17 protein-coding genes and 1 tRNA gene are annotated in these 13,077 nt (G+C 40.6%); all 18 read right to left on the bottom strand.

The features are described 5' to 3' along the window. Nucleotides 1-7: 7 nt before the first annotated feature. The 18 genes from AXE83_RS00535 to AXE83_RS00450 all read right to left on the bottom strand — a co-directional run bounded on the left by AXE83_RS00535 (nt 8) and on the right by AXE83_RS00450 (nt 13,066). Entirely contained in the window at nt 8-211 is a 204-nt protein-coding gene (locus AXE83_RS00535; protein WP_060955016.1) for a hypothetical protein, read from the bottom strand. A 10-nt stretch (nt 212-221) separates the two neighbouring features. After that, nucleotides 222-1,076 (bottom strand): N4-gp56 family major capsid protein, encoded by an 855-nt coding sequence (locus AXE83_RS00530; RefSeq protein ID WP_060955015.1) that lies wholly within the window; start codon nt 1,074-1,076, stop codon nt 222-224. 22 nt (nt 1,077-1,098) lie between these two features. Continuing rightward, nucleotides 1,099-1,683: a DUF4355 domain-containing protein gene (locus tag AXE83_RS00525; RefSeq protein WP_060955014.1), complete on the bottom strand. Its 585-nt coding sequence runs from the start codon at nt 1,681-1,683 to the stop codon at nt 1,099-1,101. 137 nt (nt 1,684-1,820) lie between these two features. Continuing rightward, a complete protein-coding gene (locus AXE83_RS00520; RefSeq protein WP_060955013.1) occupies nt 1,821-2,576 on the bottom strand; it encodes a phage antirepressor KilAC domain-containing protein in 756 nt (251 codons plus the stop codon). A gap of 10 nt (nt 2,577-2,586) precedes the next feature. Then, entirely contained in the window at nt 2,587-2,862 is a 276-nt protein-coding gene (locus AXE83_RS00515) for a hypothetical protein (protein WP_049549226.1), read from the bottom strand. A 115-nt stretch (nt 2,863-2,977) separates the two neighbouring features. After that, the gene (locus AXE83_RS00510; protein WP_223299864.1) at nt 2,978-3,181 is read right to left on the bottom strand and encodes a CopG family transcriptional regulator; all 204 of its coding nucleotides are present in this window, start codon (nt 3,179-3,181) and stop codon (nt 2,978-2,980) included. Nucleotides 3,182-3,280: 99 nt separating this feature from the next. Next, nucleotides 3,281-3,466 (bottom strand): hypothetical protein, encoded by a 186-nt coding sequence (locus tag AXE83_RS00505; RefSeq protein WP_060955011.1) that lies wholly within the window; start codon nt 3,464-3,466, stop codon nt 3,281-3,283. Further along, entirely contained in the window at nt 3,457-5,163 is a 1,707-nt protein-coding gene (locus AXE83_RS11315; protein WP_223299863.1) for a minor capsid protein, read from the bottom strand. Before AXE83_RS11315 ends, AXE83_RS00505 begins: the two co-directional genes overlap by 10 nt. Continuing rightward, on the bottom strand, nt 5,126-6,538 hold the full coding sequence (locus tag AXE83_RS00495) for a phage portal protein (RefSeq protein ID WP_060955010.1): 1,413 nt from the start codon (nt 6,536-6,538) through the stop codon (nt 5,126-5,128). Before AXE83_RS00495 ends, AXE83_RS11315 begins: the two co-directional genes overlap by 38 nt. A gap of 11 nt (nt 6,539-6,549) precedes the next feature. Continuing rightward, a complete protein-coding gene (locus AXE83_RS00490; RefSeq protein WP_060955009.1) occupies nt 6,550-7,848 on the bottom strand; it encodes a PBSX family phage terminase large subunit in 1,299 nt (432 codons plus the stop codon). Beyond that, on the bottom strand, nt 7,826-8,257 hold the full coding sequence (locus AXE83_RS00485) for a terminase small subunit (protein ID WP_060955008.1): 432 nt from the start codon (nt 8,255-8,257) through the stop codon (nt 7,826-7,828). The genes AXE83_RS00490 and AXE83_RS00485 overlap by 23 nt, the downstream gene beginning before the upstream one ends. Before the next feature lie 68 nt (nt 8,258-8,325). Continuing rightward, nucleotides 8,326-8,396, bottom strand: a tRNA-Trp gene (locus AXE83_RS00480). A 54-nt stretch (nt 8,397-8,450) separates the two neighbouring features. After that, a complete protein-coding gene (locus tag AXE83_RS11520; protein ID WP_257721054.1) occupies nt 8,451-8,579 on the bottom strand; it encodes a hypothetical protein in 129 nt (42 codons plus the stop codon). A gap of 210 nt (nt 8,580-8,789) precedes the next feature. Beyond that, the gene (locus AXE83_RS00475) at nt 8,790-9,200 is read right to left on the bottom strand and encodes a DUF1492 domain-containing protein (RefSeq protein WP_060955007.1); all 411 of its coding nucleotides are present in this window, start codon (nt 9,198-9,200) and stop codon (nt 8,790-8,792) included. Next, nucleotides 9,197-9,727 carry a DUF1642 domain-containing protein gene (locus AXE83_RS00470; RefSeq protein ID WP_060955006.1) on the bottom strand — a complete coding sequence of 177 codons (531 nt, stop codon included), beginning with the start codon at nt 9,725-9,727 and terminating at the stop codon, nt 9,197-9,199. Before AXE83_RS00470 ends, AXE83_RS00475 begins: the two co-directional genes overlap by 4 nt. 184 nt (nt 9,728-9,911) lie before the next feature. Beyond that, nucleotides 9,912-10,127 carry a hypothetical protein gene (locus AXE83_RS00460; protein ID WP_060955004.1) on the bottom strand — a complete coding sequence of 72 codons (216 nt, stop codon included), beginning with the start codon at nt 10,125-10,127 and terminating at the stop codon, nt 9,912-9,914. Next, a complete protein-coding gene (locus AXE83_RS00455; RefSeq protein ID WP_060955003.1) occupies nt 10,124-10,525 on the bottom strand; it encodes a RusA family crossover junction endodeoxyribonuclease in 402 nt (133 codons plus the stop codon). Before AXE83_RS00455 ends, AXE83_RS00460 begins: the two co-directional genes overlap by 4 nt. A 255-nt stretch (nt 10,526-10,780) precedes the next feature. Further along, complete coding sequence (locus AXE83_RS00450; RefSeq protein WP_060955002.1) at nt 10,781-13,066, bottom strand: AAA family ATPase; 2,286 nt, start codon at nt 13,064-13,066, stop codon at nt 10,781-10,783. Nucleotides 13,067-13,077 lie beyond the last annotated feature (11 nt).

Below are 13,077 nucleotides of genomic sequence, written 5' to 3'. Positions count from 1 at the left end.
AGACCTCCTAATCATAAGGAGTCGTCTCGTCTCCTTGTATTTTGGTTTCGTCAATGATTTCAACTACATCTGCGATATCAACCGAGAACCCTTCCTCAAGATTATGCGACAGTTCGTCAAAACGTTCTTCTGTCATCTCAAAGACTTCGTTCTCTTGTCGAACCACATTTTCCTGCCAATCATTAAAAGCTTGTTTAACTCTGACTTTCATAGGTCAGACCTTATTTCTTGATTTCAGCAAGTACGACCTTAGAATCGTCTGAAACGGCCACTGTGTAGAATTCGTCGATTGAGATTTCAGTAGTACGTTTCAAAGACTTACGGTCTACTTCAACGTTTGGATCGCGTTTGAGATAGACTGTCAATGCTGCAGTGTCTTGTTCAGTTTCATCATCATGAGTAAGTTTGATGATAGGGCAAGTGTAAAATGCGCTAGTTGTATCAAGTTTAACTTTCTTAGTTGGAACGATGCGAGTGTTAGCGATTGTACCAATCTCACCAGTCATGACGACTTGGTTTGGATATCTATCAGCTGAGATAAAGTTAGGATCCTTGCGCAAAGTAGTTACTTGTTTAGGATTAACAAACATAACTTTTTCTGTGTTGATTTCTTCTTCAAACAAATCAATAGCGTCAACGATTACATCATAGCTGATTGCTTTAGTTTTAGAGTCGTGTTTGCGTGTGTTTGTTCCCAAAAGAGCATCTAAGGCATCATTGTCGATTTTAGAAGCAACTGCAAGTGCAAGCTGGTTCTCAGCATTACCAACTGGATCACCATAACCAGAAAGAACAGCTTCATCTGTCAATTCAACAGCTTTCATAGCCTTCTTAATTGTAGCAGTCTTAGTAGATGTCCCGAGAACAACAACGCCAGCTTCAACGCCTTCGTTTACATCTTCAGCATCACCGATATATGTGTAAGATGGGACTGTGATTGTGTTTCCTGGCACGCCTTCAAGCGTACGGTCGATTGCTGCAAATGGAATTACTTGCAATTTCTTTGGTAGTTTAGCTGCAATCATATCTCCCATTACCTCAGGGTTTACGAGATTTGCAATTTTAGTTTGTGTCATGTTTTAAATTCCCCTTTTTTAATTAATTCAAAAACGAGTTATACAATTCAGGGTTTGACTGCTTCAATGCAGCCTTCTCTGAATGACTCATTTGGAAAAATTGAGCTTTTGAAAGCCCTGTTGATTGTTGTGGCGCAGTCTTAATAGGTGCGCTACCCTTCATGCGTTCGGATACACCTTTTTGAACTGCATCCTCCCACGTTTTCTGAATGCTTCCGACTGATTCAGCCACGGCTTCAGCGTTTGACAAATCAACCACGGATACTAATTCAACTGGTAAGCCACGTTCGCTTAACATTGTTTTAGCTTCTGCGGTCAATTCCTTGCGAGCAATAGCCTTTTCACGGTCAGCCAGTTCTTGCTCACGCTGATCCAACTGATATTTCTGTTTCTCATCAGCGTTCATCTTGGCGAGTTTCTTAGCTTCGTTTTCCTTGGCTTCTTGCTCAGCTTCCCATTTAGAGCGTTCGGCAGATAGCATCTTACCGATTTCAGCACGAGTGAAAGTTCGTTCGTGCTTTTCTTCCTGCACTGTATCAACATTTCCTTGAGTGTCGACAGTCTCAGTTGATTCAGTAGATACAGTTGCATTGATTTCTTCTGACATAATTGTCCTCCAGCGATTACGTCGCCACTCGATAATCTCGCTTTACGTCCGGCGACGGAACAGTACAGCTTTTAATGTCATCGGTACAGTTTGGACAATATAAAAACCGCCTCGATTTCGATGCGGTTAGGGCTTAATTAAATAAATAGTAGTCTAAAGGTTTCACGGCCTTTAGGTGTAATGAGTGTCTGTGTTCCAGACCATTGTGTTTTTTCGTTGATTGTTTCCTTGACCTCAAATAAACCATCATTTTTATTGGCTGTTGGTTGGAGCTTACCTTTCTTATCTCGGTAGATGTATTTTTTCTCCATCAAGAAGTCAATAAACTTGCGTTCTTTGATTTTTAATTGTTTGGCTGTTTCTCTGAAGCTGGTCAGTAAGTTTCTATCTACTAGTTCATCGAAATAGTCTGCTTTCGGCTTCATTATGGTATTTTCAACGGAAAGTACAGCTTTTTCAGCTTCCAAGTTTTTAATAACTGCTTCTTTTTCTTTTAGTTGATTACCAGCCATAAGGAGCAAGTCTGCTAAGGCTTGTTTGTTGTGCGTGATATTATAGGCCACTTGGTCGGTCATATAAGCGCCATGCTTACGAATAGAGGGCAGAACCTCGCTAGTGACCCAATCAGCAAATTTCTCTGCTTCTGGTTTGCGAGATTGAAAAACAAGTTTATAGAAATTCGCTTCGTTGATGAAGTTGGCTTGTTGGACTCCTCCGTTTGTAAGGATGTCACTACTAGTTACACCCTTTGGATTGAGTCTTTCTAGTGTTTTTCGTGGATTGCTTAAATCCAGAATTTGACAACAATCATTCAAATTAAAGAATGGCTCGCCTTTAATTTCTACTGTTCTTACTTCTCCGAATTGTTCATTTTTAAAAATTTGTAGTTCCATTTTTATGCTCCTAGTTAAAAATTTTACTTCCTAAGATTTCTGCTTTATCTGTTGAGTTCATCAAAATAAAAGCAATTTCATCTAGTGTTGAATGAAGCAAACCGAATTGTTCATTAAAAGTATCAAAAAACTTTTTAGACATCTCTTTAAAAGCTGTCTCATCCTTAAGTTGAACCCAAGCCAAGGTTTCTGTCATATTTGTTGCCATTTCAACCGTTCTTCGAATATCTGCAAGCTCGTAGCCTAGATGAGTCAATTGTTCTTCTGTTAATTCAATTTTTGCCATTATAAAAACTCCTTTGCGGTATGACAAAGAAGCTCTTTTCTGATATAATGATTTCAGAAAGAGTTTCTTTCGTGCGATAACGTATAATCACAACTTTGGCGAGGAGGATTATGCGTTATTTATTTTTTTCAAGACCTAAAACTAATTTTATGCCTTTTCTAACCACTTCTGTACGAGTGGTCTTTTTTTGTAAGCAATAATCTTCCAAATGTTTATTCAACTCTGAGTCGATTCTTGCTTTAACTTCGACATTCAACGGTTTTTCGCTTTTTGGTCTTCCGGTTCGTGGACTCATTTCATCACCTACTTTCTGTGCCACAACAATATATTACAACTTGTGCCACAAAAAGTCAAGAGGTTTTTTGAAAAAAATTAAAAATAAGAAAAGCACTTAGATTTCTCTAGGTGCTTTGGTACGTTATACTGCATAATCAAAACCGATTTTTAATTTAATAGCATCAAATAAATCTAAAACAGACTTAGGAGTGTTCTTCTTAAAAGATACACGAGGCATATCTTTGTCTGGATAAACTTGGTCAACCCATTCATCGATTTGATTATAAAAAATTAACAACTCTTTACTTGGTACAGCCATTACTTCCATTTCAATACCTCCTTCACTTTTTTCAACAACACTTTATCAGTTACGTTGTCACCTATTACCCCGATTTCTGCTACTAGTTCATTGATATTATTATGATACAAAAACGCATTATAAGCATTCAAACTAATATCTTTCAAATAGCTTCGGTCAAGAGATTGCTGTTGTTTGACATATGCAATTAGACCTGAATTTAATTCCATCATTGCTTGTTCAATACTATTATAGCGCTTTTTATTTGCTTTGTAAAACGCTTTTGCAGAAACCCAGTGTTGTTTATGCGTCAACTCATGAACTATTGCATCTTTAATGTCTTTTGCAGCAAAGAATCCGTCTGATAAAATATCTTTGAATTCTTTTTCTGAACTAAGAGCATCACTTATAAACAAAATATCCTGCTTATAGTCATATCCAGCTAGACCAGGCAGCTTTGATTTTTTTAAAAACACAACAGTTGGTTTTGAATAATCAGGCAATTGGCGGAAAACTCCTTGGACATTTGCTACAGCATCTCTAATTTTCTTAGTACGATCCTGAGTCCAAAAATCAAACTCTGTTCCGATAAATTCCTTTGCATTCACTCGAATATCGTCCCCGACAACGAAAGAACGCTGTTTTGCCATTAAATCAATTGAACTCATATCCTGATTATACACCTTTTCCCCGTCTTTAGCAACGTACCTAGAATACCAGTCTTTATAACTCATATCAGCAGATACGTACTCAACTTTGCCTGTTTCTGGATTTCTAGCCCTACGCTCTAGTTTACTGTAATCGATATCGTCATCATGGGCGATAGTCGTAGACCTGCACCATGGATGTAAAGGTGGATAGTTCACACCAGGAACAGCCTTGTCCGTATCGTAGACCTTGTTGTCGTGCTCCTGGCAAATGTGAGACGTGCGCTTGTCTAAGACCGCTATGAAGCGATACTTTGTAATCTCAGCATCTTCGTAGCTGAGCAGTTCCATCTGGTTATGAAAGAACGCTGATTCTGTCCGTACCAAGCGCCTTGCATTATTTTGACCTACTTCGAACCGTTCTGCGATTGCTTGAGATGTATTTTTAACACTTCGGCCAGTCATAAGACTTACCAAAAGCTCGTCTTTCACGCTTGAAGCGAGCGCCCCTGTATTTTCCCATATCCTATCTGAATAGGCCTCTCCTGTCCATTTTAGACCTTGTAGACGTTTGATTTCTGTTTCAGGTAAGTTAGAGAAGCTATAAGCAAGTCCTGTTTGCTGTTGCAAGTCAAAAGTAGCCTTGTAGTAGCTATCCTTCATCAAGTCGTTGTAAAAGACATCTGAGCTTGATTTCTCAGAATGATAGATAGACTCACGCATCGAATCCAAGTCAGCGCTTAACCGTTCAAGTCGCTTCATGCGATAAGCATAAGCTGGACTGTCCAAATCAGCAAGTAATCGTTGAATATTCGGGTCGTCTGGCCTTGCTTCAAGAACCTTACGAAGTTCGTTTAGGTCTTTCTGGTCCTTCATGTTCTTCAAGACATGACGAGCATCACGCTCACTCAAACCATAATCACGTTGGAATTTGTCAAAGACCTTGTTGATTTGCTTGTCTAAATAGGCTTTAGATTGCTTGTAAATCTCGTCAAACTTGTCTGCTTGCTTTTCAGCCTTGTCCATCTGTTCATAGATGAGATTAGCCTTCCTCTTGGTCCAGTAGTCCTTGTTCTTCATCTGCTACCTCATCGTCTGGCTTCGTGTTAGCCTGGTTAAAGAATGACACACGTTCCATATTATTCTCTTTCTCCTCTTCCAAAGCTTCCAGTTCAGCATCAGGATCTTCAACGAATGGCAAGAGCGAAATGAGCTGACGAAGTGAGACCTTGCCTTCAAGATTATTGATAATCTGTGACAATTCAAGCAAGTTCTTAGGAAGTCCACGACTAAACTGTGGCACAATCGAATGAGCTTCAAGCGCAATCTGCTGCATGCCCAAATAATGCGCAAAGATAGCAATACGCTGACGCAATCCTCGCTTGTAATTCGCTTCTTTTGTCTTAGTAATCATCTCAAGGCCTAGCAGCTTGAATTCCATGGCTACGCCTGAGCTATTGCCTGCAAAATTCTCATCTGTCAGATTCGGCACATGGCTGAATGTGTAGATGTCTTCTTTCAAGGCCTTTCGCAAAATTTCAGTCGCGTTTTCGTCCAGAGCGTTCTTTAAGAAGTCAGCCTTGGCATCTGTTGGCAACTCCAAAAGACCTTCTTCAGCAAGGATATTCATTGCCTCTCTAGCATCTTCCAAATTGTCAGCCAACTGTGCTCCGTACAATACGAGAATAGACTCAACTGCTTGTTCTTTGTCATTTACACGATTGCCCATCAGTGAGTTGTAAGCATCGATTAAACTAATCTGTTGTTCATAATCACCAATCGCAAAATGATTGTTTCGGTATTCAATGATTGGAACCTGGCCAAGATTGTGAGGTTCTACTTGCTCGTTTTGTGTTGTCCCTGTGCTTGAATCACGCAGCACAATGTGGTAATGCAGATTTTGAGTAAAGACCTCTGCTTGATACTTAGTAGCATTTTTCGTGTCATCTTTAATTTCGTAGTAGTAGACTGCAAACAAAGCCTTGCGTTCAATACTGTCATCGTATACAAGAAATACATTCTCAGGATCTACGCTAGTAGAATCAAGCTCAGTCAATCCCTCCTTCGCATAAATGTACTCGTAAGCACGTCCGTAGATAGACATGTTCAATGCATTCTGCGCATCCACCTGGTCTATTTCAGCACCGTCAAAAGCTACAAGCAAGGGGTCAAGGTCACCTTCCGCAGTGTTGTTATATTTAATAGCATTGCCCATAAAGTAACCTGTGGCCGTGTCTGCAATGTCCTTAGCATGATTGGCTACTGTTTTAAAGTTTGGAGCGTTCTTATTTCGTCGCTCATGCTTCAAAATAGCATGTTCACCCATGTAGTAGCTTTTAAGTTTCTTCAAGCGCTGGCGTTCTTGTGCGTGCTTCTGGATCAGCTTATAAATCAATTCCTTATTCAAAGCTGTTTCGTCATATCCCTCTCTCGGATAAGTTAAAATCTGATACATTTAATCCCTTTCTATAAACCAAAGTCTGAACGTCTACGTACAGTAGCTTTAACCCCTTCGATACATTGAAGGCTATATCGTAGTGCGTCCATCAAGTGGTTATTCTTATCTTCTGGTTTATTCAACCAATTACCTTCTTTATCGCGTTGATAACAGTAACTATAAAATTCATCCATGATATGCTTACAATTCGGATGCACATAAATAGCGTATCCTTGTAATTTGGACACGCCTGCCATGATACTATCCTTTCCTTTCCTACTTTCTTTAATTCGAGATATGCCATGCTCTGACCTGAGCTCTTCGATTAGACGAGACTCTGCACTATCTGCGATGATTGTCGAGCGATGATACCCTTTATCCTTTATCATCTTAGCGACTTCTTTAGTTATCAATCCGACTCTGTATGCTTCGTCAAAGATGTGTATCTCTTTTGTTGTGTCATTTATCAACGAGCAACACAAAGCAGTTGGATCGTGAGTGAAACCAAAGTCAAGACCGATACATAACTTGTTAGCAGGATTTTGCAACAACTCATCTTTGTCAAAGTCCTTGACAGTCACGTTGTTGTAAATTAGACCTTCAGCCACGCCCCACTCACCATCACAGACGATTCTAGCCCGTCTAGGGTTCGTGTGATATAAATCCTCATAACGTTTGATATCGACTTCATCCAACCACTCATTGCATCGATAGGTAGTCGTCATCGAGAGCGTGTCAGCACGTTTAGTCTCTTCATCAAAAAAGACACGTTTAAGCCAGTGTCTCTCGTTCCACGGGTTAAACGTGACTGTAATTTGTTTAAAGAAATCAGGCACGTCTAAACTACCACGGATTGACTCAACAACAGTACTGAACTTATCTTCAGTCTCTATTTGATACGCTTCTTCAAACCATGCCCAGCACAAGATGCCTACATCAACCGTGATAGATGTGATTTTTAACTCATCGTCCAAACCACGAAATAAAATCTTCTGCCCTGTCTCTTTGACAGTTATCTCAGGTAAGGATTCATTGAATTTGAATTTATGAGCAACCTTTAACTGATTAGCAGCCCACTTAAAATCTGTATAGGTTGATTGCTTGTTTGTGTTAGAGTATCTGCGTACTACAAGTAAGTTCGCCCAGGGATATTTCAAAATACGTGTGATGAAGTTAAGAGCCGTAGTCTTTGACTTCTTCGAACCACGAGATCCTTTTACTACTCGATAGAGATTTCTCGAGCGCCAGAACTGGCCGTATCCACTACCCACTATCTTAGGCAAGTCAACAACAATATCGTTCTGTTTAATCTGGTATGTTTGACTCATTCGCAAACACCACCGTTCCAGAAATATCAGCCTCTACCTTGTCTGTCCAAAGCCTATGACGTTTCCCTAATAGTTCAGCTGCCTTGATTCTATCCTTCGCTCCGACATCGATATCTGTAATCGTCTGGCCTAATTCTCCAATACTAATCAAGGTTTGTTCTTGCGTTTCTCCTCGCATGACTGAAGTTAGGTAAGTGAGCACCTCTTCCTGCGTTGCAATCTTCTCAGACGCAAGTTGAGTCAGTCTTTCGTCAATATAAGATTTGATTGTAGTATTTTGTAGTAACTTAGATGCGTTTGTATTAGCATATTTAGAACTATACCCTGCCTTAATAGCTGCATCTGTCGCATTTCCGCTGATGATGTACTCGTCAGCGAATCTCTGTTGTTTTAAAGTTAATTTAGCGATTTTCCATCACCTCCATTTTCTACATAACAAAAAGCCACACGCTTGTGTGACTTAATGAAGACCTCTCACAGGCTTTGTAGGAATCGAACCCACGATAACAGATTTGGAGTCTGTTGTGTTACCGCTACACTAAAAGCCTCTTTTTACTCTTAAATGCAAGGCGACTACTACCTTGCTTGTTAATTACGTTAGATTATTTATAAACAACAACATACGTGAGTTTATTCTTAATCATTACAGGTTCTTTGATACACAACAATTCTTTTACAGTTTTCGCAAATTGTTTTGCATCTTCCAATTTATTAAACATTGCTTGCTTCATTTTAAATACCTCGTTATAAAATACAATATTAACGGCAGCGTTCGGAGTCGAACCGAATAAAAAAGTTTATAAATTAAAGGAGATAAAACCACTTGCCCATCGCCGCCAGAAAGGGCACAAGGCCCTTAAAAATTACAGGAGTCATCAATCCGTTTTATCGTACTTGCTGACAATACCATAATATCACTTTTAAAATTCCAAAGAGTTCCATTAGTTCCATTTTTTAGAAATCTTTTTCAAAGCGCTCTCTCTAGCCCGATGAATCGTTCCGCGCCCACAACGTAGCTGAGCTTGAATTTGATTCCACGACAATCCATCAATGTACAACAAACGCATGATAATATTTTCTACAGGGTCGTCCAATGACTCAATCACTTGCACAAGCTCGTCTCGTTCTTGATAGAGTTCTTGGATTTCCTGATACAGTTGTTCTGACTTATCAATAATCAGCACGTTCAATTCTTCGGAGCGATTAGACGAGCTTTCTGACTTTGGCATATTATTAAACTGCTGTCCTCGCAAGATGCTCGATTTCAGGCTGATAATTTCCTGGTGCTTTGACTTCGCTTTGATATCGATGTACTGTAAGGCCTTTAGTCGTTGTTTGATATTGATCGTCAATCGTCCACCTCCTCAATCTCAATTCCCGGACAATCGAATACCCAGCCAAAACCAGCTTCTTCTAGTTCTTTACTGGTAAATTCAGCTCTAAACGAATGCCACTCACCGCACCAAAACATTTTGCCATCTTTCTCACACAATATCTGAGCGTGGTTCTTGTAATTTCTCGCTTTTGGCATGGAAATCCGATACCGCTTCTCTTTCTCGACCTCGTAGCCAAACTGGTGCATGTTGACGAGAGTCTGAAATGATTTTGTGCCAACAATTAGAAACCACTTTTCAAACTCATTAAGTTTAGCACCGTCAAAAATTGATGTAATATTATGGACACATCGAAGCAAATTCCCTTCAAAATCATCCTTATTCTCTTCATACCAATCCGCCACAAACGGCGGAACTTTGACTGGTTGCGGTTCGTCTAGTTGTTCCAAGTCTTGTAGAAAAATTTGGCGAGCTAGTTCTGCTCCTTCGGCATTCCATACTCCTTCAAGTCTTTTATACTTCTCAATCAATCGTTGTACTTTCATCTTCCAACTCCTTCACTTTCTGTCTCAGTTCTTCATTCTTCTTTCTCAACAAATCGCGCTCAAGCGCTCTAATCCGTCTCTTGCGTGCATCGCACGGCTTCGAATACTCGATTATCTTCTCTTCGTTTTTCCTGATTGATTGCTTGTATCCTTCGAGTAACGTCTGTTTACTATATTTCATAGTTTAACCTGCTTGTTTTTCTAGCCAGTTAAAGAGCAGACTGAACTGCTCCGTCACCAACTCATCATCATTGTATTGTTTACAAATTTCTCCGATTGACGACACTGCCCATAGCCAGTAAGCATCTGAGCCAAAACCGACCTCTTGGCTCTTCTGATTACTGCGCGCCATCCATTCCGGAATAACTCTGCTAAAGAAATCAATATAATTGATTTTCATGGCAATTCCTCAATCTTGATATAGATTCCGACAGTATCTGCCCAGAACTTTTCTGCTATTTCGCTGGCCACTTGGGCATCATCTTGCCAGTAGCCAAGTTTTGTCATGCAATCCTTGAGCAACTTCTGCAAATTGTCCGTATCTGGCTTTGTGGTCTTGTACTGGCCGTCATAGCTTTTTTTGATACGAGGGAAGCACCACTTGACCGTCAGACGAATCGCTCCTTTGATTTTATTTGGAGGAACATGCTGCGCGAGCAAGCTCTCGAATTTCATCCTGGCATTTTTTAAATCAGTCGGCTCGTAAAAGATTGGTTTTCCAAATTGGACATTTACCTTTTTTTGTTGGTGAGTTGTTGTTGGAATTTTTTGCATCGGTAAAAAGAATTCAATTAACATTTTTAAAAATGCACTTCCTTTCTTTTTTAAATTTCGCGCTTAGTCCATGATCCTTGTATATGACAGGGTGCGTTTTAAGCAACCCTGTCTATACAGGTATGGACATGATGGACGACAGGACATTATCTATATATATAATATATAGGTGGCTGTCCCGGACACGACCATAATTTTATGGTGTTGTCTTATTCGGACACGACCATAATTTTATGGTGTTGTCTTATTCGGACACGACCATAATTTTATGGTGTTGTCTTATTCGGACACGACCACGTTTTTATGGTCTTGTCCTTTTTCTTTTATTGAATTTGAGTTCTTGTCGAACCAATATTTTTTAGACGAATTCAATCTGCGAGTAACTGTTTTTACAGAAATTCCTAAATACTCAGCTACGTCTTCTTTCGAGGGTGGCTCGCCAAAATTTGCATTTTCGATAGCTTCATCAAACTCTATGAGTTTTTGTTTTTTATCTTCCTTCGCGTTCTTTTTGCGAGTTTCTTTAGCTTTCATCCACCCTGGTTTATCATCTTCCAATTGTATATCTGCCAGCACTCCAGATTCATCAAGCGCATGTACTGGATAACTGAACCACATATTCACCGGCTTGAACTTAGCAAACTCTCGAAGCGTACCTTCGACACGCCATGCAGTAGCTATTTGGATTTGCTTGCGTACTTCTTCGAGCTTATCTACATAAGGCGCCCGAGCCATTACATCGTCGATACCTTTTTCAAAGTGTGTCCGCATCTGCGCAGGACTCAATAGATCGTCTAAGCCTACATTTTGTTGGTAATAGGCATTGTTTCGCTCTTGCAAGGCTTGTTTGTACACTTCGCACGCTGCTTGATTCAGCCTTTGAGTAAGCAATTCTTCTGACACTTCCAACTCTACTAAGTCGATAAGCGCGTCAGGATCCCGAGCGAATACACCGGAACCACTGGCGCGGTCCATAGACTTCTTGCCACCTTGTGAGCCTTTCGAGTGGTGGTGACAATAGATAACGCTAGAGCCTAACTCTGTGGCCACTTTGTCGAATTGATTGGTAAAATGTGCCATTTGGTCTGCGCTATTCTCGTCACCAGTAAGCACCTTGTAAATCGGATCAATGATGATTGCGATATAATTCTTTTTCAAAGCTCGGCGAATGAGCTTAGGTGCTAACTTATCCATCGGTACGGTCTTCCCACGAAGATTCCAGATATCGATATTTTGGATATTTTTAGGTAGCAATCCCATAGCTTGGTAGACATAACGGAAACGATGTAAGGCAGACGGTCGGTCTAGCTCCAGATTGACATACAATACTCGTCCTTGGGTACAATCCCAACCAAGCCACTTCTTGCCTTCAGCAATCGCAATCGACATCTCAATCAAAACGAATGACTTGCCAGCTTTTGACGGTCCAGCAATCAGCATCTTGTGGCCTTGACGAAGGACGCCCTTAATCAATTCAGGCGCCAATTCTGGCAAGTTATCCCAGCTGTCGGCCAATCCTTCGGGATCCGGCAGGTCATCGTTCAAGTCTTCGATGTATTGGTACCATTCATCCCAGTCGGTTTTGCCGATATTTGTGTCTACCAAGAATTGCTTCTGGCCATTTCGGATAAAACCTGGCATTCGAGATAGCCTACTTGGGTTTCGGTTCTGCGTGTCGACGATGATTCCGTTTTTTTGACAAATCTTATAAAGATAGTCAACACGGTTTCGATACTCTTCGTAATTCTTAGCATCTACCTTAACGATAGCATGTAGCGATTTATTCCCACTATGAACCAGAGCAACAATTGGCAATTCAAGTTCTTTGTAGATAGCGTTTTGTTTATCGATTGGCATGCTGTCGGATTCGACCAGGGCATATCTGAAATCTGTTACGTTTTCATTTTTTGCGCCTTTTCCATCCATTGGATTGAAGCGAACCCATGCGCCAGCTTCTTCGTGGTAGTCACCCAGCACTGCACCGATATCTCCATTACATTTGCTAAGAGCTTCAATCAATTGTCCAGCAGTACGGTCGTAAGCCCCCTTAGTTGGCAGCCATTTGACAATCTCACCTGTTTCGTCGTCAGTCTTTGGATAACATTCAGTAACGTACCCAACATTTTCGCTTGCTTCAAAGAGCGTTTCAAGGTATTTGATAATTTCTTGAACTGGATTCCAAATTGTCGGCTCGTGGATTTCCTTTCCTTCAATCCAGTCCTTGTCGATGACGCGATAGTCACGGTCAATTGTATCTGTCCAACCTAGCTCATGAGCATTCTCACTATCGTAACTAGACTGCGACACCCAGCCATTTTCTTTTGCCAGCTGGGTAATAGTAGCACCTGTTACAATCGTTCCTGCTTCTTCGTTGAAGGTATCCCATTTCTTGAAGCATTCAAATTTCTTATACCGACTATCATTTTGCGACCAGTTATCCCAGTCAGACGCCGTGTATCCTTCGTGTTTAAGGGCCATACCCACATTCACCCAAGTCTGGTAGTCTACCGTGGCAGGATTGATGTAATCCAGCAACGGCAATAAGTTAAAATCATTCTCTGCCACTGTTTTCTCCT

Source organism: Streptococcus sp. oral taxon 431 (assembly GCF_001553685.1).
Lineage (GTDB): Bacteria > Bacillota > Bacilli > Lactobacillales > Streptococcaceae > Streptococcus.
This window is presented reverse-complemented; position numbering and strand designations above follow the sequence as displayed.